We start from the raw sequence: 21655 nt of genomic DNA on the forward strand, positions 1-21655 counted from the left end.
ATGTCGCCGGTCCCGGCCGCGACGGCCGTCGCCCACGCTCAGCGGCGGCGGTTGGCGGCGCTCATCGCGCGCTGCGCCTCGCGGTTGTCCTGCCGCTCGCGCAGGGCATGCCGCTTGTCGTACTCCTTCTTGCCGGTCGCGATCGCGATCTCGACCTTGGCGCGCCCGTCCTTGAAGTAGAGCGCGAGCGGCACGATGGTGCGACCGCTCTCACGCGTCTTGTGGGCGATCTTCTCGAGCTCGGCCCGGTGCAGGAGCAGCTTGCGCTTGCGGCGGGGGGCGTGGTTGTTCCACGTGCCGTTGAGGTACTCGGGGATGTGGACGTTCTCGAGGTAGAGCTCGTCACCGGTGAACATCGCGAAGCCGTCGATGAGCGACGCCCGACCCATCCGCAGCGCCTTGACCTCGGTGCCGGAGAGCACGATGCCTGCCTCGAAGGTGTCCTCGATGAGGTAGTCGTGACGCGCCTTGCGGTTGCTCGCGATGAGCGAGCGCCCCTTCTCCTTCGGCACCGGACCGTTCCCTCCTGCTCGTGCCACGGCTCTCGCAGCGTTCCCACGCTACCCGAGAGGGGCTGCCCTCCCCGACTCGGTTTCTCCGGTATGCCGGGGCGCGGGGTCCGCGGGCCGCGCCGGCACGTGCGGCAGCCGGGTCGCGAGCGCCGTCCGCGAGGGTCGCGGCGCCCGCCTCGGCGCCGCGGGGGTGACGGGCCTGGTCGCCGGCCTCACAGCCAGGTGCGCGGGTTGACCGGCGTGCCGTCCTCGTAGACGCCGAAGTGCAGGTGGCAGCCCGTCGAGTAGCCGGTCGTGCCGGAGTAGCCGATGAGCTGGCCGCGGTTGACGCTGCCGCTGAACTTCACGATCGAGGTGAGGTGGTTGTAGGTCGTCACGAGGTCGACGCCCCGGTGGATGCCGTGGTCGATGACGACCTGGTTGCCCCACCCGCTGGCACGCCAGCCCGCGCGAATGATGTCACCCGGCGCAGCGGCATACACCGGGGTGCCGCAGGGGATGCCCCAGTCGAGGCCGTCGTGGAGCATCCACTTGTGCAGCACGGGGTGCCACCGCATGCCGAAGCCGGAGGTCGTCGGCCCGACGGCGGGGTAGGACAGGTAGTTCGAGGGCGTGGAGTTGGTGGGCACCGTCACGGGGGGCGGGTTGCGCGGCGTGTACTTCCTGCCCGCCTTGGCCGCGGCGGCCGCCTTGGCCCGCTCGGCCCGGATCTGGGCCTGGCGCTCACGCTCGAGCTTGGCCTTGAGGGCGGCGATGCGCTTCTGCTCGGCGATGCGCGCCAGGCGGGCGCGCTCGACGAGGATCGCCTGCAGCCGCGAGGACTCGGCGCGGGCGGCGGCGAGGTCGGCGGCCTCGCTCTGCTTCTGCTGGTTGAGGTCGGCCGCGAAGGCGACCTGCTGGCCCTTGAGGGTGTCGAGCTCGCTCTTCGCGGCTGCCGCGTTGGCGGCTGCCGTGACGGCGTTGTTCTTGGCGACGACGGCCTGGTTCTTCGCCTGGGTCGCGGCGGCGGAAGCGGACTCGGCTGCCGCGAGCGCGGCCTCGGCCTGCCGCTTCAGCTCGGCGATCTCGCCGCGCACCGAGGTGAGGTAGGAGCGGGTCGAGGTGTTGTCGGCCGTCATCGCCGCGAGCTTGTCGATGGTGTCGCTCGCGACCGTGCTCGCCGTGTCGGCCATGACGAGCCGGTTGGCGAAGTCCTCGGGTGAGGTCGAGCCGAAGACGAGGCCGAGCTGCGACTCCTGACCGGCGCCCTGGAAGACCTCTGCCGCGTAGGAGTCGAGGGCGTCCTGGCTCGAGACGAGCTCGGTAGCGCTCTTGGCCAGCTGCTCCTTGGCGCGCTGCTCGTTGGCCTGGGCGACAGCGAGCTTCTGGGCGACCTGCTCGTTGTGGGCGCGGGCCCGTGCCTCGGCCGCGACCGCCGCGCGCTCGGTGGCCTCGGCCGCAGCCTGGGCCGACTCGGCCTGCTGCTGCGCGGCCTGGGCGGAGGCGACCCGCTGCTGCGCGATGGGCAGGGCGGCGTTGGTGCGCTCGAGGTTGACGTAGGCGGTGGCCAGCTTGTTGTTCGTCCCCTCGAGCTGCTGGCCGAGGGCGGCGATGCGCTGGTCGTTCTTCTTCTTCTGGTCCGAGATCGAGTCGGCACGGGCCACGAGGGCGGAGCCGAGCGAGATCGAGCACGCGACGACGAGCCCGGCAGCCGTCAGCTTGGTCGCTGCCGACACCTCTCGCCTCTGTCTCATGTGCCACATAGGCTTCATTGGTACCACAGGACCCGTCCGTTGGGGAGGGCCTGACCTCTTTCGCCCGCTTTCGGCTCGCCCTTCGTCATACCCGGAGGTAGCGCCGCAGCGTGACCCACGACGTGACGGACGACAGCACGACGACGCCGACGATGATGAACGGCGCGACGTAGAGGACGTCGGCCACCCCGATGAAGGCCGTGTCGGTGAGGGTCTCGGACAGGAAGCCGACCACGCCGTAGCGCACCGTCGCCCACAGCATCCCCATGGCGAGCGCCGCCCCGAGCACGCTCGCGATGACGGTCTCCATGACGAAGGGGAAGCGGATGGTGAAGTTGGACGCGCCGACGAGCCGCATGATGCCGGTCTCGCGTCTCCGGCTGAAGGCGGTCTGGCGGATCGTCGTCGAGATGAGCATGACGGCGGCGAGCACCATGAGCGAGGACAGCGCGATGGCGGCCCAGGAGACGGTGTTCATGAAGGTGAAGAACTTCTCGAGGAGCTTCTTCTGGTCCTGCACGTCGGCGACGCCGGGCATGCCCTTGATCGAGCTCGCGACGACGTCGAACTTGCTCGGGTCGCTGAGGTTGACCCGGTAGGAGTCGGCGAAGTACGACTCGCCCGCGCGGGCGAGCGGGGAGTTCTGGTAGGTCTGCTTGAACCGGTCGAACGCCTCGTCGCGCGACTCGTAGAAGACCTGCGAGACCGTGGGCTTGAGGGCGTCGAGCTCGGCGCGGATCGCCGTGCGCTGCGCATCGGTCGTCGGCTCGCCGGCGCAGTTGGTGAAGCGCGTCTTCTCGGCGCAGAGGAGCACAGTGACCTGGACGCGGTCGTACCAGTAGTCCTTCATCGTGTCGACCTGCCGCTGGCCCATGAGGCCGAGGCCGAGCAGGTACATCGAGATCATCGTGACGATGACGACCGAGAGGGCCATCGAGAGGTTGCGGCGCAGGCCGTTGCCGATCTCGCCGAGGAGGAACTGGATGCGCATCTCGTCTCCCGCTCAGCGTCCGCTGCCCTGGGCGGCGGCCTGACGCTCGCCGTCGTGGGTCTCGACCTCGCCGTATGCCGTCCGGTCGGCCTCGTCGGCCTCCTTCGGGTCCGCTTCGACCTCCGCAGCCGTCTCCGCCTCGGCGTGCTGTGCCGGATCTGCCTCGGCGTGCGGTGCCGGCTCGGCCTCGGCGTGCGGCGCCGGATCTGCCTCGGCGGCCGGGGGCGCACCGTCGTCGTAGCCGTCGGCGACGGCCGGCTCCGGGGCGCGGACCGGGATGTGCCGGTCGTCGAGCTCGATCCGCGGGATGCTGCCGGTCGTGTAGTCGCCGGTCTCGACGTCGCCGACGAGGATGCCGTCATCGAGCCGGATGACGCGCTTGCGCATCGCGTCGACCGTGGCGAAGTCGTGGGTCGCCATGACGACGGTCGTGCCCGTGCGGTTGATGCGGTCGAGCAGCTGGACGATCTCGAGGCTGATGCCGGGGTCGAGGTTGCCGGTGGGCTCGTCGGCGAGCAGGATCGGCGGCCGGTTGACGAAGGCGCGGGCGATCGCGACGCGCTGCTGCTCACCTCCGGAGAGCTGGTGCGGGAAGCGCTTCTCCATGCCGGCGAGCCCGACGAGGTCAAGCACCTCCGGCACGGTCGAGCGGATCCGCGAACGGGGGGCGCCGAGCACCTGCAGGGCGTAGGCGACGTTCTGGTGGACCGTCTTGTTGGGCAGGAGGCGGAAGTCCTGGAAGACGCAGCCGATCTGGCGGCGCAGCGACGGCACCTTGCGGTCGGGCAGCCGGTCGAGCTCGCGGCCGGCGACGGAGAGGCGACCACCCGTCGCGTCCTGCTCCTTCATGATGAGCTGCAGCATCGTCGACTTGCCGGAGCCGGACGTGCCGACGACGAAGACGAACTCGCCGCGCCCGATCTCGAGGGAGATCCGGTCGACGGCGGGGCGGTTGGACTTGGGGTAGGTCTTGGTGACGTTCTCGAAGCGGATCATCAGTCGGTCACTTCCACGGCCGCGCTCATGAGGGGCTCGGCCTCGCTCGGCTCGGTGTTGCGCCTACGAGGCTACGGCGACACGGGCACAAACCGGCGTTACCGAAGTGTCGGGCGTGGCGTGAGAGGTGTGCCGCCCGACCCGCGCCCCGGGCCCACAAACCGGCCCGTCAGCCGTGTGAGATCGCAGGCACTTTCGCGACGGGTCCCCCAGCCGGCGAGACGATGGGAGTGGAGCCACTGGCTCTCGGTGGCTCACGTCCGGCGGACGTCACCCATCGGCCGAGAAGGTGAGCGGCATGGCAACCGTGCCGACCCAGTCCCTGCAACCCGCTGCGCAGCCCTCGCATCCAGCGCCGGCCAAGCGCCGTCACCATGTCTGGCGGTGGGTCGCGGGAGTCCTCGTCGTGCTGCTCGCCCTCTTCGGCGGGCTCTCGTGGTACGTCTCCGGTCGCATCGGCTCGGGGGCCCTCGCCTCCAATCCGGCGACCTACCAGCCCGTCTACGACGACGTGCAGATCACCGCGGTGACGCCGACGACGGTGACGCTGGCCAAGGGGCCCGACGTCGCCGACAACTTCGAGGCCCCCGCCATCTATGGTCTGGCCTGGGCGGGCGGCAACGGCCACATCGGCCTGCCGACCGTGAACGCCGACGGCACGGTGACCCGGCCCCTCGCGATCGAGAGCGGCACCGCTCCCACCGCGGGAGCCATGGCAGCGGTGGACCGGGCGTACTGGTTCGGGATCCCGTCCACGTGGGCAGCCGATGCCACGAGCCCGACGGTGCGGACGGCATACGGTGTCGTCATCAGCGGCAACCCGGCATGGTTCTTCGCGTCGCCGACCGGGGACAACTCCACGGTCGCGATCGTCGTGCACGGGCGCAATGGCACCAGGCTCGACGGACTGCGCTTCGTCGACGTGGCCCGCAGGGCAGGCGTGGCCTCGCTGGTCATCAGCTACCGCAACGACACCGGCTCGCCCGCCGACCCGTCGGGGCGGCTGCAGTACGGGCAGACCGAGTGGCGCGACCTCGATGCGGCCGTGACGTGGGCCAAGGACAACGGGGCGACCCGGGTCGTGCTCGTCGGCCAGTCGATGGGCGGGGCGATCGTGGCCGCGTTCCTCGAGAACTCCAGCCAGAAGCAGGACGTCAAGGGGGTCGTCCTCGACGCGCCGATGCTCTCGCTCGACGACGTCGTGACCTATGGCTCGCGCGCAGCACTCCCCGGAGGCATTGCCGTGCCGATGCCGGCGCTCAAGGCCGCGGAGCAGATCGCGACGTGGCGCTACGGCATCGACTGGGCGGCGACCGACTACCTCGACGACACGTCGTGGGTGCGGGTGCCGACCCTCGTGCTGCAGGGAGCCAAGGATCCGACGGTCCCCCTGTCGGTCGCGACGGACCTCAAGAGCGCACAGCCGGATCTCGTGACACTGCAGGTGTTCCCGACGGCGATGCACGTCGAGTCGTGGAACGCCGACCGCGAGACCTACACGCAGGTCGTGCGCGGCTTCCTCGAAGGGGTGAGGTCCAGCTGAGTGCTCAGTCCGCCGCGCGGTTCTGGCCGATCTGCCAGCGGATGCCGGCCTCGATGAAGCCGTCGATGTCGCCGTCGAAGACCGCGCTCGGGTTGCCGGTCTCGTAGTCGGTGCGCAGGTCCTTGACCATCTGGTACGGGTTGAGGACGTAGGAGCGCATCTGGTCGCCCCAGCTCGCCTTGACGTCGCCGGCCATCTCCTTCTTGACGGCCGCCTCCTCCGCCTTACGCTGGATGAGCAGGCGCGACTGGAGGACGCGCAGGGCGGCGGCGCGGTTCTGGATCTGGCTCTTCTCGTTCTGCATCGACACGACGATGCCGGTCGGCAGGTGGGTCATGCGCACGGCCGAGTCGGTCGTGTTGACGCTCTGGCCGCCGGGGCCGCTCGAGCGGAAGACATCGATCTTGAGCTCGTTCTCGGGGATGTCGACCGAGTCGTCGCTCTCGATGAGCGGGATGACCTCGACGGCGGCGAAGCTCGTCTGGCGCCGGCCCTGGTTGTCGAACGGGCTGATGCGCACGAGTCGGTGGGTGCCACCCTCGACCGAGAGGTGGCCGAACGCATACGGCGCGTTGACCTCGAAGGTCGCCGACTTGAGGCCCGCCTCCTCGGCGTAGGAGGTGTCCATGACCTTCGTCGGGTACTCGTGGCGCTCGGCCCAGCGCAGGTACATGCGCATGAGCATCTCGGCGAAGTCGGCGGCGTCGACGCCGCCGGCGCCGGCGCGGATCGTGACGACGGCGGAGCGCTCGTCGTACTCCCCCGACAGCAGGGTGCGGACCTCGAGCTCGCCGACGTCCTTCTTGAGCTTCGCGAGGTCGCGCTCGGCCTCGTCGAGCGTGGCCTGGTCGGACTCCTCGGTGCCCATCTCGACGAGCGTCTCGAGGTCGTCGATGCGGGCGTCCATCGTGACGACCCGGTCGCGCTCGGAGTTTGCCCGGCTGAGGGCGCTCGTGACCTGCTGCGCCTTGTCGGGGTCGTCCCAGAGGTCAGGGGCGGAGGCCTGCTGCTCGAGGTCGTCGATCGTCCTCGCGAGCACGTCGAGGTCGGTCACCCCGCGCACGGAGTCCATCGTCGCGCGCAGTTCCTTGATCTCTTGCGTGAAGTCAACAGCCACGTTGCGACAGCCTACGGCAGCGCCGAGGTATGCCGTGTGCGCCGTGGGGCTCGCGGGTGCGGTTGCCGCGGTGGTCGAGCAGGTCTACGGCCGGGCGGCACGCCGGCGCCCGGTGCCGGGCGCGTGCGGGGAGTGGGGCGGGGCGTGGGCCGGGCGTGGGCCGGGAGTGGGCCGGGAGTGGGCCGGGAGCACGCGGGCAGTGTGCCGAAATCGTTGCGGTGCCAGCGCCGTCCGCGCCGGTGGCGGGCACTAGGTTTGCCCCGCTTTGCCCGCCTCCACCGTCTCGAAAGGACACCATGAGCGTCCGCACACGCAACCGCACACGCACGAGCACGATCGTCATCCTCATCTGGCTCCTCATCGGCATCTTCGCTGCCTTCCAGCGGGGGTACTTCGGCTCGGCCGACCCCAGCTGCAGCCGGGTCGGCAGCGCCGCGCTCACCGTCGTCGCCGGCCCGCTCAACTACATCGGGCTGAACCCGAAGGTCGGCTGCTCCACGCCGCAGCCGTCGAAGTAGCTGACGAGCAGACGACCGCGAGCGAACGACGAGGACCCGTCCGGATGGACGGGCCCTCGTCTGCGTCACGGCGAGCCGGGACGGTGCGCTGCGATCAGCAGTAGCGGTAGCCGAGACCCTTGGAGGTCCAGCCGCAGGTGTCCACGGTCGAGCCCGACGCGTTGCGCAGGTAGGCGGTGTCGCCCGTGTTGTTCCAGACGTACCACGACTTGTTGTAGTAGCGGTGGTACTGCGTCGCCGAGCCCTTGCCCGTGTGGATCGTCACCGAGGCCCCTGCCTTCAGGGTGAAGGTCGGAAACGTGTAGACGTGGTTGGCCTTGTCGCGCAGGGTCCAGCCCTTGAGCGAGCGGTTGACCTTCGTCGTGTTCTTGACGACGACGTACTCGGCATTGAGGCTCGAGTTGCTGCCCGTGTCGGAGCCGGGCGAGTCGTAGTAGACCTTCGTGATCATGATCGCCGGCAGCGCGGCCTGGGCGCTCGTGGCGCCGGCGAGCGGGAGACCGGCGACGAGGGTGATGCCGGCGGCCATGGCGAAAGCGGTCCTGCTGATGGTGCGCAACGTGGTTCTTCCTTCGATTTCTCTGGTGTCGTGTGGGATCGAGCGTCGTGGAGGAGCCGTGAGCCAACCACGGATCAGCTGGTGACGCAGAGGTTTTCGCGAGTTTCGTCGGATTCACCGTTCTCGTCACGCAATGTGCCGATGAGTGCGTGCTCCCGGACACCATGCGCCGGTTCGACGTCAAACCGCACCACCCTCACCACGCCACCCCCGTGAGCTGAGGGGGCAGCGCGACCCGGCGACACGGCATACGCCATCGGGTATGCCGTGTCGTCGGGTGAGGACACGGCCCGCGGGCTCGCGACCCCTGGAAAGGCGGCCCTCGCAGGTCAGGCACGGGTCAAGACTCGGTCTGGAAACAGCAAGTCCGGGTCGATCCGTGAGCCGGGTGCGAGACTCGTCGGAGGGGCTCCCGATCGATCGAGCGGCCCGGCCGGCGAGCCTCGTTCATCTGGCCCGGCCCGTCCGCGCGTGATCCCGACCGGCCGGTGGTTCCGCCACTCCCCGACGTCGCCGCCACGCGCCACCTATGGCAGCGTGGCGACTCGGGAGGCGAAATGCGTTCGGCAGCAGCGGTTTTGGGACATCACTCGGACTCCGGCGAAGCGCTGGACGACACCACGCTCCGGCGCCTGCACGCGGCGCTGGGCGCCGACTTCTCGGCCGTGCGCGTGCACCGTGACGCGGGAGCAGCACATCGCACCGCCGCCGCCGGCGCCGCCGCGCTGACGATCGGCTCGCACATCTACGTCGCGCCGGGCGCCTACCGGCCCGGCGAGGACTTCGCGCTGATCGCCCACGAGGCCGTGCACGTGCTGCAGCAGTGGGGGCGGCGGCGCGAGCCGGGCGCGTGCGCGGCGACGGTCTCGCGGAGACAGCAGCGCGCGTGGGAGATCGAGGCCCGGGTCGTTGCCGCTGCGGTGGGCGGGGGTGGCGTGGGCGTGGGCGTGGGCCCATCGGGCGGGCCTTCGGGAGCGGGTGTGACCGAGGTGCACCCCTTCGAGTCGCCGCTCACTCAGGCGCACGGCTCCTTCGAGCACCGTGTCCTCGGCGACGTGTCGACCGCGGACCTCGTCGCCGTCAGCACCGGAGGTGCGTCGCGGGCCACGGTGCTCCAGGGACAGCTCGCCCTGCTCGGGGCCTTCCGCTACGACCCGGACTCCGTCGACGAGGCGACGGTCGCGCACTTCTGCCCCTGGATCCGCACCGTGCGGCTGGGACCCGACAACGTGCTGGCCACCTACGGCGAGATCAACGCGCTGCCCGACTACCTCGCGAACGCCGTGGCCATCGAGTCGCTCGGCCACGACATCCTCACGCCGGTCCTGCAGGTCATCCGGCAGGAGGGCTGGAACTCCCTCACCGCACTGCTCGACGGCAGCCCTCCCCTGCCCCTCGTCGAGTTCGCCCAGGCCGCCTGCGCGCCGTGGCGCAACTCGATGGTCAACAACATCGTCGAGACGAGCGCCCTCGACGCGCTGACGACGGGGCTGGGCCGCAACGGCGCCGACCACTACCAGGGGCTCCTGTCGCGCAACGCGTGCCACTTCGCGCCCTACTCGTGGTTCCGCTGGCAGTCGTCGCACATCATCGCCCGCGACCTCGCGGCGGCGGCCTACGCGACGTCCGGTGACCAGCAGGCGCGACTGACGGCGTCTGCCTGGGCGTGGGCGGGCTACGCCGACCACTTCCTGCAGGACTCGTTCGCCGCAGGGCACCTCGTCAACAAGACGCTCGTCATGCAGTGGTTCGTCGACTGGGTGACAAACGGGTCGCTGCCCGTGTCGGACCGGTCGTGGATCGCCGGCATGACGCCGTCGCTCCAGCCGGGGCTGTCGGCGCCCGGCCTCTACGTGCCGGGCGCGGCCGGGCCGTCGAGCGACCCGCAGACGGTCGAGGAGCTCGTCACGGTCGGCGCGCGCACGGTCGGGTCGGGTGTCGTCCCGAGCGGCTCGGCGGGTGCCGCGGCGGTCTACCAGAACTACCTCGCCTTCCTCTCGAGCGCCGTCGCCCAGCTCGCCTCCGCCAACCTGCACGACCACTTCAACGACACCTCGGCGTGGGTGACCTCCGTCGCGACACCGACCCCCTACGAGGTATGGGGTGACTACACGCTGCTGTCCGGCGCCAACGGTGGCGACGGGGTCGCCGCGACGAGCAGCACGGCGCAGCTCTCGCAGCAGTCGATGACGCAGATCCTCGCCGAGGGTGGCACGTCGATCAGCCTCGACGACATCCGCAGCCACTTCCCCACCGGGGCCGGGGCGAGCTCGTCGACGGTGACCGACATCGCGACCTTCGCTGCCTCGCTGCAGCCCCAGGCGGTCAGCCAGTTCGAGAGCTTCTGGCCGACGCTCAAGACCGTGGTGCTGCGCATCGGCAGCCCCCGTCTCGGCATCTCGTCTCGCGACCAGAACCTCGGGGACCGTTGGTACGCAAACCTGCCCGACACCGGCTTCACGATGGCGGAGACGCTCATCGTCGGGCAGCGGGTGTTCGCCGGCTCCAACGGCCTCGTCGTCGAGCTGGACCCGGCGAGCGGCAAGGTGCTCCAGCACGCAACGGTCGCCCAAGCCGGCGGTGAGGTGCGGCTCGCCAGTGACGGCATACGGCTGTATGCCGGTGTGAACGGCCAGGTGACAGCCGCCCCGCTGGACACCCTGACGACGAGCTCGTGGGTGGCCGACACCGGGCAGGGCAGCCTCGCGGTCAGCGTGCTCGTGACCGGCGGCGTCATCGCCGCTGGGTGCAACGGCTACGTCTTCACCTTCGACCCGGGCTCGGGCCGTCAGTTGCAGAAGGGGCAGCTCAAGAGCTCGTGGAGCGTCGGCGGCGACTACGACACCCGTCTCGCCTCCGACGGCCGGACGCTCTATGCCGGTTCGCACGCCTACGTCTACGCGCGGTCGCTCCGCAACCTCGCCGCCGACCTCTTCACGCCGGTGGCCGTGCCGTCGAGCGCGGCCACCTACAACCCCGTCGACGTGCTGTGGGCCGGAGGGCTGTATGCCGCGTCCAACGGCTCGGTCGCCTCGATCGACGCGCAGGGGCGGTCGACGCAGTTCGCGCTGCCGGGGTCGGGCGTGCTCACCTACCCCTGCCGGCTCGCGACGGACGGGACGAACCTCTACGTCGGCACGCACGGCTACGTCTACGCGGTGGCGCTGTCGGACGTCACGCAGCTGAGGTGGACACAGGACTCGCTCGGCGGCTACACCGGCGGCGTCTTCATGGTCAACGTCGCGACGACCCACGGGCGGGTGCTCGCCGGTGCGAACGGCTTCGCCTACGACCTCGACCCGGCGACCGGCACGATCCGCTCGAGCATCCTCTGCGGGTCGGCGATCGGCGTCGGCGACTACGAGACCCGCCTCGCCACCGACGGGCGATCGGTCTATGCCGGCACGCACGGCTACGTCTATGCGCTGTCGCTCCTGGCCGCCGCTCCCCCGAACCCGCTCGGATCGGTGGCGGTCGCCGTCGACCCGGCCGGCGACCGGCACGCGACGAGCGTGGACCAGCTCGGCACGCTGTGGCACCGGATGCAGGTCGGTGGCAGCGGCGCCTTCACGGGGTGGGCGGACGTGTGCGCCTTCATCGCCGGCGAGGGCTACCCCGACATCCGGCCGGTCACGCGCAGCGCCATCGCAACGTTCGCGAGCGGAGACCTCAACTGCCTCGCAGTCGACCCCGCGGGCCGGCTGTGGCACTCGGTCCGGTATGCCGCCGGCACCGGCTCGTGGTCACCGTGGGGCGACGTGCGGGGCACGATCGCGGGCGAGGGCAACCCCGACATCGGACCTGTGTCGGCCGTGGCCTGCACGACGACCCCGACCGGTGAGGTCGTCGTGCTGCTCACCGACGCGCAGGACGCGCAGTGGCTGACCGTTCGCGACGTCGACGGCACGTGGCAGGCATGGACCAGCCTCGCGGCGGGTGTCGGCGGCGGGTCGCAGCCTGCGGTCGGGCCGGTGCTCAGTGTGTCGCTCGGGTGCGACGCCTCGGGCACGGTGCACGCGCTCGCCACCTCTGCGGGGGCCCGCCTCTTCCACGGCGTCGCGACGCTGTCGGACGGCGCCTGGACGGGGTGGACCGGCTGGGCTGACGTGCGCGACGACGTCGTCGGCGAGGGCCACCCGGACGTGGGTCCCGTTCTCACCGTGGCCGGTTCGGTCGACCACAGCACCGGGACGCTCGACGTCGTCGTCACCGGTGCGACAGACGTCGCCTGGCACGCGCTGCACACGACGGACGGGGCGTGGACGGCTTTCGGTGGCATCGACGCGGCCATCGCCGTAGAGGGCAACCCGGCGCTCGGCCCGGTGTCGCAGGTGGCGTGCGGCTCGTCGTCGGTCGGTGACCTCAGCCTCGTCGCGCTCGACGAGGGCGGCACCCCGTGGCTGACGGTGCGGTCGGCGAGCACCGGTGCCTGGCTGCCCTGGACCGTGCTCTCCTGAGCTGCTTCGGGGCCAGCCCCACCCGCGGGGGTCAGCCGCACACCTTGGGGTCGGCCGCACACCTTGGGGTCGGCTGCACATCTCAGCCCCCGCTGCCCACCCGAGCGCGAGCCGCACACCTTGGGGTCGGCTGCACACGGCATACGGTGTGCGGCTGACCCTGACGGGTGCGGCTGGATGTGGCTCGCGGCGCGTGGTCCGACGGTCGGCGACCCACCTCGGCCCCGCTCAGGGGACGTGGCGCTCCGAGTCGATCTGGTGGCGCAGGGCGACGAGCTCGAGGGCGTGGTCCCGCAGGGCGATGTCCTCGGCCGAGACGGGCTGCCACGGAGGCGCCGGCACCGCGTTGCCGTCCTCGTCGAGCGGCACGAAGACGATGAGCGAGTGGGTCGTCAGGTCGAGGTCGCCGGTCGTCGGGTCGCCGGAGCGCACGTGCACGCTGATGTGCATGCTCGAGCTGCCGGTGAGGACGAGCCTCGCCTCGACCTCGACGAGGTCACCGATGCGCAGAGGACGGTAGAAGCGCACGCCACCGGCATAGACGGCGACGTTGGCGGCACTGCCGGTCCAGCCGGTGGCCAGCACGTGCGCGGCCTCGTCGATCCACCGCATGACGATGCCGCCGTGCACCTTGCCGCCCCAGTTGACGTCGGTCGGGGCCGCGAGGAAGCGCAGCACGGTCCGTGGCGCCGTGCCGGCCTCGCTGTAGGTCTGGGCCGCCATCGCGGTCGCGATCTCCGAGCGCAGGTCGATCCGCCGCTTCGCGCTCTCCTGCCAGCGGCGGTCCTCGTCGTCCTGGGGCTCGTAGACCGGCACCGGCGTCGGGCGCCCGTCGGACCCGACCGCGACGAAGACCATGAGGCACTCGGTCGTCGGCACGAGGTCGGCGTGGCGTGGGTTGCCGGCCGACACGGTGACGAGGATGTGCATGCTCGAGGTGCCCGTGTGGATGATCCGGGCCGTCGCCTCGACGAGGTCGCCGACCTCGACGGGCCGGGTGAAGCGGACGTTGCCGACGTAGGCCGTCACGCAGTAGGTGCCGCTCCAGCCGGCGGCTGCCGCGTAGCCGGCCTTGTCGATCCACTCGAGCACCCGACCGCCGCCGACGGTTCCGGAGTAGCCGACATCGGTGGGCCCGGCGAGGAAACGGAGGGTGATCTCGCGGGCACCACGCGGCATACGGGCTCCTCGGTCGGGCGGGAAGGGTGCTGCGAGCGTGGCAGCCTACCGACGAGTCGCCAAGGCGCCACGTCGAAGTGGAGCGCAGGTCACACTCGTGCCGAGGCTCCCCCGCCGGACCGAGGTCACCCTGGCGACGCGGCTTCCCCGCCGGACCGAGGTCACCCCGGCCAAAGCGCCGCTGCCGTATGCCGTCCGCCCGAGACCCCGCCCTCAGCCACCTCCGTGGGCGCCGCGCGGGCGACCTGGATCGGCAGGCAGCGCGAGTCGAGGACGAGACTGCCCCGGCCCGGGATGCCGCGGCCCACCGGATCGGGCCGTGCCTGGAGACAGTCGCCGTCGGCGGCCGCGGTGGGGCAGAGGACGATGCCGCTGCCGTCCTGCGCGACCGCCGGGATGAGCCCACGGAAGGATGCGTTGGCCCGCGCCGTGTCAGCGCTCGCCCAGATGAGGCCGCCCGACTCCTCGGCGAGGCCGGCACACTCGACGAGCGCTCGCTCGAGGTCGCTGCTCTCGACCGACTCGGCATCGTCGACGAGGACGGCGAGGTCTGGGTGCGCCCGCCGAAGGTCGATGAAGCGGCGGTCCTCTCCGGCCGGGATCAGGTGCACACCCGGCTCAGATGCCAGCGCCTGCAGCGGCGAGCGCCGTGCTGCGACGACGGCCACCACGCGCCCCCTGGCGACAAGCTGCCGAGCAACGACCTCGAGCACGTTGGACCGGCCCGACCGCGGCGGGCCGACGACGAGCAGCCTCCGGGCCGGGCCTGCCACGTCGACCATGGTCAGGCCCGCATCGTCTCCGCCGACTCCGAGGCAGACCCACTCGTGGCCGTCCTGTGCCGGGGAGGACGAGGTGTCCACCTGTTGCGGATGTGTCCTCAGCTCGCTCCAGCAGACGAGGCGCGGCAGCGGGACGATGCGCCACGGCTCCTGCAGGACAGGCGAACCCGTCGATCGTCGCAGAGACGCTGCGAGCCGGTGCACCCCGGCGACCTGTTGTTCCGGTGAGGGGCCGGAGCCGACCGTGGCTATCTGGACCTCGGACCCGTCCGCCAGGTCAATGGCTCGACCGGGGCCGCGCAGGTGCCGAGCGGCCGACGGTTCGAGCCCGACGAGGGTGAGGTCGAGCGGGTCGGGCATCGGCAGCACCAGCCGTCGGTCGAGCAGGCTGGACAGGCGGCCGGAGCCGACGGCTCGACCACCGGTGACGATGACGCGCAGGCCGAGCGGGGCGCCGTCGCGGATGAGCCGGAGCAAGGCGTCGGCCCCGACCCCGTTCGCCGGGCTACCGAGAGCATCCTCGACCGCTTCCCACCCGTCGACGACGAGGACGAAGAGATCCGGGCGGGCGGTCGCGCTGCCGAGGAGGTCCTCACCCATTCGCTCAACGACTCGGCGCACGAGCACTGCGTCAGCGGCGCCGACGACCGACCCCACGTGCGGGAGCTCGGCCAGGCTGCCGAGTGGTCCGGGTGTGCTCTCGAGGACGTGGACATGGAGCTCGCTCACGGCGCGGCGCTGGGCGAGGGCGCTGACGAGAGTGCGCGCCACGCTCGTTCTGCCGGAACGCGATCCGCCGATGATCCCCAGATGGCCGTCCACCTCGGGATCCCAGCACGCCAGCTCCTGCTTTTGCTCGTGTGGCCGGTCGACGAGGCCGAAGGGCACGCCACCGCCCGGTGGCAGGTGGCCGGCACGGCCGGGCGTCCACGAGGCGACGTCGGCGAGGCCATCGGCGCCCAACCACTCCGGGAGGGGTGCCAGCCACGGGGACGGTCGCGGGGAGATCCCCAGGCTCTCCGCGACGTGACGCGCGGCATCGACGAAGGCAGCGAGCTCGGTCAGGCCATCGGTGACGGGTGCGGGCCCGTCCTCTGTGGTGCCCTCGGTGATGTCGCCCGTGACTCCGGCCCCAGGGTTAGCAGCGACCGGGCCGCTTTGACCCTCGGAGTGGCGCTTGCGCTCTGGCAGCCCGCCTGGCACGGCGAGCCCGAGCTGCTCGGGTGACGGTGTGCCCACGCCAGACCTGACCGGGAGGGTCACGACGGCAACCCGCCGGTCGGCGGCGGGTTCCTCGGCGGGGCCGCCCACGTGTGCGGTCTGCAGTGCGACGAGCTGGCCGTCGCCGGCGCGGAGATAGGCCCGCCCCGGGGTCAGGTCGGTCAAGGTGTAGGCGCCCGGGTCGTTGATGACGTCGTCGCTGTCGGATCGGTCGCGCACGCGCAGGCAGATGCGGAGGGCGACGTTCGAGCGCATGTCGCCGGTGATGATCCCGGCCGGTCGCTGGGTGGCGAGCACGAGGTGGACGCCGAGCGACCGTCCCTTCGCGGCGATCCGCACGAGACCGTCGACGAAGTCGGGCAGCTCGTCGGCGAGGAGCTTGAACTCGTCGACGATGATGACGAGCCGAGCCAGTCGGGCCCGCTGCACCCCTCGGAGGTCGAGGTGGCGGAAGGCCTCGAGATCCTTCGCACCAGCCTCTGCGAGAACGCGCTCGCGGCGGCGGAGCTCGGCATCGAGGGAGGCGAGCGCCCGAGCGGTCAGGTGTTCGTCGAGGTCCGTGACGAGCCCGAGGGTGTGTGGCAGCCGAGCGCACGCGCTGAAGGCGGCACCTCCCTTGTAGTCGACGAGGACGAAACCGAGGTCGTCCGGCCGGTGTGTGGCCGCAAGACCGACCACGAGCGCCTGAAGCAGCTCGGACTTGCCGGAGCCCGTCGTGCCCCCGACGAGCGTGTGCGGTCCGTCACGCACGAGGTCGATCTCGTGGGGTCCATCCGTCGTGACACCGAGCAGGGCGCGCGGTGCGCCTGCCGGACGAGACCAGGCCGCCTCGAGGTCTTGACGGTCGAGGGGGTCGAAGCCTGTGGCGCGGTGCAGCTCACGGAAGCCGATGGTCGACGGCAGGGCGGCCGCCTGACCCTCTGGCGTCGCGTCAGTGAGGGGTGCGAGCCCCCGGCCCACCCGCTCCAGCCAACCGGCGCCGGGCAGGTCGAGGGTGACATCGGTGACGACCTCGTCCGGCAGGGTCGTCGTGGCGCGCAGACCACGGCGGTCGAGCTCCACCACGGCAACGGCCTCCCCCGGCAGCGAGGCACGGTCTCCCGCGAGGCAGACGAAGGTCATCCCTGCTGCGGGGCCGAGCCGCAGCAGATCGGCCACGCCGGGCACGGCTCGCAGCTCGCGAGCCCCGTCGAGGACGACGAGCGTGTCACCCACCGCGGCCGGGGAGTGCTGGGCCGCAGAACCGCTCGCCTTCAAAGGCTGGCCCGATGTGCGCTGCACGACGATGGCCGTCAACGATGCGATGAGCGAGTTGAGGTGGCCGGGCTCGAGGACGTTTGCTTCGCAGGCGATCTCACCGTCCTGGCGTTCGAGGAGGTGGGGTAGCAGCCGTGCCCATGCCCAGTCCTCCGCCTGCACGTCGCCTCCGGTGAGCAGCACGACTCGCATTCGCCTCGGGGAGTGCCAGACCGCAGCCTGGGCCACGAGGCTCGCTCCGAGCGCGAGGCATTGCTCCCGAGGGCCTGACACTCCGACGACGGCCGTCTTGGACAGGTCGACCAGCGCCGGCACAGCCGCCACCGCGGGATGCTCACCCACTGGGGCTCCGGCGCGCACGATCCGCGACGGGCGGCGGGAGGTGCCGAGGCGCAGCACGAGCCAGTCGTCGTCGTCGGGCCGACGCTCCCACAGGCGGGTTCCCCGCGCCTCGACGAGCTCGAGGACGAGGCAGAGGTCGGGATGCTCCATCCGTCGCTGCCGCACCTCCTCTGCGAGGGCGTCACGCATCTGGCTATCAACGGCGTCGAGGCTCTCGCGATGCTGTCTGAGGAGGCGCCGGTGCGACAGGCGTCCATGGCGCCGGTCGCTCCACCACTGCCCGATGAGCAGCACCGGCGACATGAGGGCGAAGAGGAGCATCACGGATGAGCGCATCGCGAGCGCCAGGGCGCCGGACAGCACGAGTGGTGCAACGGACGCGAGCAGCGGCAGACGAGTGCCCTCCGGTCGGCGAGGCGCCTCCGGTGTGGTGATCTCGACACGTGGGGCTCGCCGCGCGAAGCGCGGGCGAGCGTGCACGAGCACCCGACCCTCCCGTATGCCGTGTGCCACCGACGGCGTCGACCGCTGCCGCAGCACCAACGTCGTTGATCCCACGCGGAGGACGGACTCGGGGCGCAAGACGGCACCCTCGACCGGCAGCGGTGCGTCGTCGAGGAGTGAGGGATTGGCCGGCTGCAGGTCGCGAACCGTGATCTCGCCGTCACCGACGGACAGGAGGCAGTGTGCGCGAGAGACCTCCACGTCATCGAGCCTCACGGAGCACGAGGTCGATCGGCCGAGGACGTGCTCCCCTCGCCCGAGCGACACGGTGCGACCCGCACCGGGACCACCCACGACCCGAAGGTCCGCGAGCCCGAGCCCGCCGGACGGCATACCGGAGCGGTGGGGCCGAGCTGCCACGATGACAGCGCCGCGCAGGAGCGGGGGCAGGCCTAGGACCGCGTCGTCGCCGAGCGTCCGATGGCCGACTTCGAACTCGACGTCACCCGCAGCACGGAGGTCCTCGCCGCCGTTCACCAGCGAGGTCAACTGCGCCCGGATCTCACCGAAGGTGGCATCGGGTGGGGCGTCGACGAGGACCTCCGTCGGTCCGGTGACCGCGTCGGTCCGGCTGTCGATGAGGCTGAGGCGCAGTCGCACGTCGTGGTCTCCTTCCTGCACCGATGACAGCAGGTGGAGCCGGAGCACGCCCTTCTTCATCCACAGGCAGCCGCTGGGATGCGGCCACCGTCACCGATCTCGGGCAGTTATCCACAGATTTTGTCCGATAGATCGGAATTAAGACTTTCTGACCTATTTTTGAACGCGCCGGATCACCGGCTCGCAGGCAAGATGACCGCACAACAGCCGACCGTCAGGGGGTCCGATGTCGACGCAAGAAGCCGTGCGCCATGTCGAGGGTGAGGTCCGCGAGCTCATCCGACGCTCCGGCATCGACCCCACGAGCAACACGCTCGAGGTGCGGCGGCTCGTGCAGGACGCCGTGCAGGACTACGACGAGCGCTCGCTGCACGGAGGCCTGCCCTCGCTCGGAGACATGCGCTCCGCGGTGCACTCGATCCTTGCCGTCGTCGCGGGCTACGGGCCGCTCCAGCAGTACTTCGACGACCCTGCGGTCGAGGAGATTTGGGTGAATGAGCCTGGGAAGATATTTGTTGCACGCGGCGGGATCGCCGAGCTCACCCCGACCATCCTCACCTCCGACGACGTGCGCGACCTCGTCGAACGCATGCTGAAGAGCAGCGGACGCCGGGTCGATCTGAGTAGCCCGTTCGTCGACGCAACCCTGCCTGACGGCTCCCGGCTGCACGTCGTGATTCCCGACATCAGCCGCACGCACTGGCAGGTCAACATCCGCAAGTTCGTCGTGAAGGCAGACCACCTCGACGACCTCGTGCGTCTCGGCACGATGACGAGGCAGGCCGCGACCTTCCTCGATGCGGCGGTGGCGAGCGGGCTCAACGTGCTGGTGGCCGGCGGAACGCAGGCAGGCAAGACAACCCTGCTCAACTGCCTCGCGGCCGCCATCCCGCCACGCGAGCGCGTCATCACCTGCGAAGAGGTCTTCGAGCTGAAGATCCCCCTGCGGGACGTCGCATCGATGCAGTGTCGGCAGCCGAGTCTCGAAGGCACCGGGGAGGTGCCTCTTCGGCGGCTCGTCAAGGAGGCACTGCGGATGAGGCCGTCGCGCATCATCGTCGGCGAGGTCCGGCAGGAAGAGAGCCTCGACCTGCTGATCGCCCTCAACAGCGGCGTCCCCGGCATGTGCACGGTCCACGCCAACAGCGCCCGCGAGGCCGTCACAAAAATGTGTACCCTTCCCCTCCTCGCCGGGGAGAACGTGTCCAGCCGCTTCGTGGTGCCGACCGTGGCGGCCGCCGTGGACCTCGTGATCCACGTCGCCCTCGAGAGAGACGGCGTGCGGCGGGTGCGCGAGATCGTGGCGGTGCCCGGTCGAGCCGAGGGCGATGTCATCGAGATCGCCGACCTCTTCGTGACGAGGCAGGGCCAGCTCCGGCGCGCCGATGGGTTCCCTCCGCAGCGCGAGGCGTTCGAGCGGGCCGGCTACGACGTCGCCGCGCTCCTGGCGCAGGAGGCTCCGTGACCTCCCCGTTGGCCATCGGCCTGGTCCTCGGCGCCGGGGTGTTCTGCATCTACTGGTCGTTCTGGCCGCAGGCGATGGGAGACAAGCCGGCGCACCGAGGGGGCTTCACCGCCGAGCTGCGAGACCACCTCAACCAGGCCGGCTACCCCTCGATCAGCCCCAGCAACGTCATCGTCGGCTCGATCGTGCTCTTCGTCGTCACCTTCCTGCTCTTCGCGGTCCTCACCAAGGTGGTGCCGATCGCCCTGTGCTTCAGCGGGATGGCGGCTGCCGCGCCGATCTCCCTGGTGCGTATGCGTGCTCGTGCCCGCCGCTCCAAGCTCCGTGACCTGTGGCCCGACGTCGTCGACAACATCACCTCCGGCGTGCGGGCAGGTCTCGCCCTGCCCGAGGCACTGTCGCAGCTCGCCGAGCGAGGCCCGGAGGAGCTGCGACCCGCGTTCGCATCCTTCGCCCAGGACTACCGGGCGACGGGACGGTTCCACGACTGTCTCGACCGGCTCAAGGATCGCCTCAGCGACCCGGTCGCGGACCGCATCGTCGAGTCGCTGCGCATCGCCAGAGAGGTGGGCGGCAGCGACCTCGGCCGGCTGCTCCGCACCCTTTCGGCGTTCCTGCGCGAGGACGCCCGCACGCGGGCCGAGCTGGAGACCCGCCAGAGCTGGACGGTCAATGCCGCCCGGCTCGCGGTCGCGGCTCCCTGGATCGTCCTCGCCATGCTTGCCCTCAAGGGCAACTCGCTGTCGGCCTACTCCGCGCCCGCAGGCTGGGTGATCCTCGCCATCGGCGCCGGGCTGTGCGTGCTCGCCTACCGCGTCATGGTGTGGATCGGTCGGCTCCCCGACGAGGAGCGAGTGCTGCGGTGAACGAGCTCGTCACGCGAGTCAGCGCACTCGTCGAGTCCGGCTGGTCCTGGCTCGGCGCCGCGCTCGGCGTCATGGTGCTCGCAGGGGCGACACTCGTGCTGGCCGGGCTGCCGATGAGCCGGGTGCCGACCCTCGACGACCGGCTCGAGCCCTACCTGCGTGACACCCCGCGACCGTCCTCGCTGCTGGCGGCGCCACCGCCGGCTCGTGGTCCCTTCGGGCTGCTCGAGCTCCTGCACCCCTACATCGCAGCGGCAGGAGGCGTGGTAGGCGGCGTCCTCGGCGGCAGTGCCTCCGTCGCACGGCGTCAACAGCGCGCCGGGTTGCCCGCCGACGTCGACCGGTTCCGCGCCGAGCAGGTGCTCTGGGGCGCCGTCGGAGGAGTCGCCGGGCTCGTCGTGACGAGCCTCATCGCCGTGGCCCAGTCGAGACTTTCCGCACCCGTGCTCGTGGGCATGGTGCTCGTCGGGGTGCTGGGCGGCGTCACCGGGCGTGACTACGCGCTGTCCCGGAACGCCGCTCGCAGGGAGGCTCGGATGCTGACTGAGTTCCCCACGGTCGCGGAGCTGCTGGCGCTCGCTGTGTCCGCGGGAGAGGGGGCGATCGGCGCGCTCGAGCGGGTGTGCCGACTGTCCCGGGGAGAGCTGTCAGACGAGCTGCGGCACTGCCTCGCCGATGCTCGTGCCGGCGCCAACCTCCCGACGGCCCTGCAGGGGCTCGCGGACCGCACCGGGCTCATCAGTCTGAGCCGCTTCGTCGACGGCATCGTCGTTGCCGTCGAACGGGGCACACCTCTCGCCGAGGTCCTCCGAGCCCAGGCACAGGACGTCCGTGAGGACAGCCGCCGCACCCTGATGGAGCAAGGAGGCAAGAAGGAGATTCTCATGATGGTGCCGGTCGTGTTCCTCATCCTTCCCGTCACCGTGCTCTTCGCCATCTATCCCGGAGTCAGCTTCCTCCGATTCCAGCTCTGACGCTCAAAAGCCAAGCACAGCACTGCAGTTCACCGACAG

General features: G+C 70.8%; 14 protein-coding genes. 6 read left to right on the plus strand and 8 right to left on the minus strand.

The window, feature by feature from the left end; translation table 11 throughout:
• Positions 1–38: 38 nt before the first annotated feature.
• The 4 genes from smpB to ftsE form a co-directional block, all read right to left on the minus strand.
• Positions 39–512 (minus strand): SsrA-binding protein SmpB, encoded by a 474-nt coding sequence (smpB, locus tag FHX52_RS08665; RefSeq protein ID WP_141821522.1) that lies wholly within the window; start codon positions 510–512, stop codon positions 39–41.
• 212 nt (positions 513–724) lie between these two features.
• Positions 725–2227: a M23 family metallopeptidase gene (locus FHX52_RS08670; protein WP_246069688.1), complete on the minus strand. Its 1503-nt coding sequence runs from the start codon at positions 2225–2227 to the stop codon at positions 725–727.
• Positions 2228–2330: 103 nt separating this feature from the next.
• Complete coding sequence (ftsX, locus tag FHX52_RS08675) at positions 2331–3236, minus strand: permease-like cell division protein FtsX (protein WP_141821524.1); 906 nt, start codon at positions 3234–3236, stop codon at positions 2331–2333.
• Positions 3237–3248: 12 nt separating this feature from the next.
• Entirely contained in the window at positions 3249–4232 is a 984-nt protein-coding gene (ftsE, locus tag FHX52_RS08680; protein WP_141821525.1) for a cell division ATP-binding protein FtsE, read from the minus strand.
• Between the two features lie 298 nt (positions 4233–4530).
• Between ftsE and FHX52_RS08685 the strand changes: the two genes are divergently transcribed.
• Entirely contained in the window at positions 4531–5775 is a 1245-nt protein-coding gene (locus FHX52_RS08685; RefSeq protein ID WP_141821526.1) for an alpha/beta hydrolase, read from the plus strand.
• A 4-nt stretch (positions 5776–5779) separates the two neighbouring features.
• Here the strand turns inward: FHX52_RS08685 and prfB are convergent, their stop codons facing one another.
• Positions 5780–6892, minus strand: coding sequence for a peptide chain release factor 2 (gene prfB, locus FHX52_RS08690; RefSeq protein ID WP_141821527.1), 1113 nt, complete (start codon positions 6890–6892; stop codon positions 5780–5782).
• 296 nt (positions 6893–7188) lie between these two features.
• Here prfB and FHX52_RS08695 point away from each other — a divergent pair, with 296 nt between their 5' ends.
• On the plus strand, positions 7189–7410 hold the full coding sequence (locus FHX52_RS08695) for a hypothetical protein (protein ID WP_141821528.1): 222 nt from the start codon (positions 7189–7191) through the stop codon (positions 7408–7410).
• Between the two features lie 94 nt (positions 7411–7504).
• Here FHX52_RS08695 and FHX52_RS08700 read toward each other — a convergent pair whose 3' ends face one another.
• The gene (locus tag FHX52_RS08700; protein WP_246069690.1) at positions 7505–7969 is read right to left on the minus strand and encodes a lamin tail domain-containing protein; all 465 of its coding nucleotides are present in this window, start codon (positions 7967–7969) and stop codon (positions 7505–7507) included.
• A 578-nt stretch (positions 7970–8547) separates the two neighbouring features.
• Between FHX52_RS08700 and FHX52_RS08705 the strand changes: the two genes are divergently transcribed.
• Entirely contained in the window at positions 8548–12426 is a 3879-nt protein-coding gene (locus FHX52_RS08705; RefSeq protein WP_185747139.1) for an eCIS core domain-containing protein, read from the plus strand.
• A 228-nt stretch (positions 12427–12654) separates the two neighbouring features.
• Here FHX52_RS08705 and FHX52_RS08710 read toward each other — a convergent pair whose 3' ends face one another.
• Both FHX52_RS08710 and FHX52_RS08715 read right to left on the minus strand, forming a co-directional pair.
• Positions 12655–13605 carry an acyl-CoA thioesterase gene (locus FHX52_RS08710; RefSeq protein WP_141821530.1) on the minus strand — a complete coding sequence of 317 codons (951 nt, stop codon included), beginning with the start codon at positions 13603–13605 and terminating at the stop codon, positions 12655–12657.
• Positions 13606–13766: 161 nt separating this feature from the next.
• A complete protein-coding gene (locus FHX52_RS08715; RefSeq protein WP_141821531.1) occupies positions 13767–18371 on the minus strand; it encodes a type VII secretion EssC family protein in 4605 nt (1534 codons plus the stop codon).
• 166 nt (positions 18372–18537) lie between these two features.
• On the opposite strand from FHX52_RS08715, the gene FHX52_RS08720 reads away from it, so the two are divergent.
• From FHX52_RS08720 to FHX52_RS08730, 3 genes are read left to right on the plus strand one after another with little or no spacing between them, the layout of a single operon-like run.
• Entirely contained in the window at positions 18538–19776 is a 1239-nt protein-coding gene (locus FHX52_RS08720; RefSeq protein ID WP_141821532.1) for a TadA family conjugal transfer-associated ATPase, read from the plus strand.
• Positions 19773–20642 carry a type II secretion system F family protein gene (locus tag FHX52_RS08725; RefSeq protein ID WP_141821533.1) on the plus strand — a complete coding sequence of 290 codons (870 nt, stop codon included), beginning with the start codon at positions 19773–19775 and terminating at the stop codon, positions 20640–20642. Before FHX52_RS08720 ends, FHX52_RS08725 begins: the two co-directional genes overlap by 4 nt.
• A complete protein-coding gene (locus FHX52_RS08730; protein WP_425460092.1) occupies positions 20639–21616 on the plus strand; it encodes a type II secretion system F family protein in 978 nt (325 codons plus the stop codon). The genes FHX52_RS08725 and FHX52_RS08730 overlap by 4 nt, the downstream gene beginning before the upstream one ends.
• Positions 21617–21655: the final 39 nt, after the last annotated feature.

The organism is Humibacillus xanthopallidus, assembly GCF_006717145.1.
Taxonomy (GTDB): Bacteria; Actinomycetota; Actinomycetes; order Actinomycetales; family Dermatophilaceae; genus Humibacillus; species Humibacillus xanthopallidus.

What these genes read in the sequence shown, in the direction of transcription:
- FHX52_RS08695 (WP_141821528.1), top strand. Translation starts at nt 7,189, where the DNA reads ATGAGCGTCCGCACACGCAACCGCACACGCACGAGCACGATCGTCATC.
- ftsE (WP_141821525.1), bottom strand. Translation starts at nt 4,232, where the DNA reads ATGATCCGCTTCGAGAACGTCACCAAGACCTACCCCAAGTCCAACCGC.
- FHX52_RS08715 (WP_141821531.1), bottom strand. Translation starts at nt 18,371, where the DNA reads ATGAAGAAGGGCGTGCTCCGGCTCCACCTGCTGTCATCGGTGCAGGAA.
- ftsX (WP_141821524.1), bottom strand. Translation starts at nt 3,236, where the DNA reads ATGCGCATCCAGTTCCTCCTCGGCGAGATCGGCAACGGCCTGCGCCGC.
- FHX52_RS08720 (WP_141821532.1), top strand. Translation starts at nt 18,538, where the DNA reads ATGTCGACGCAAGAAGCCGTGCGCCATGTCGAGGGTGAGGTCCGCGAG.
- FHX52_RS08685 (WP_141821526.1), top strand. Translation starts at nt 4,531, where the DNA reads ATGGCAACCGTGCCGACCCAGTCCCTGCAACCCGCTGCGCAGCCCTCG.
- FHX52_RS08710 (WP_141821530.1), bottom strand. Translation starts at nt 13,605, where the DNA reads ATGCCGCGTGGTGCCCGCGAGATCACCCTCCGTTTCCTCGCCGGGCCC.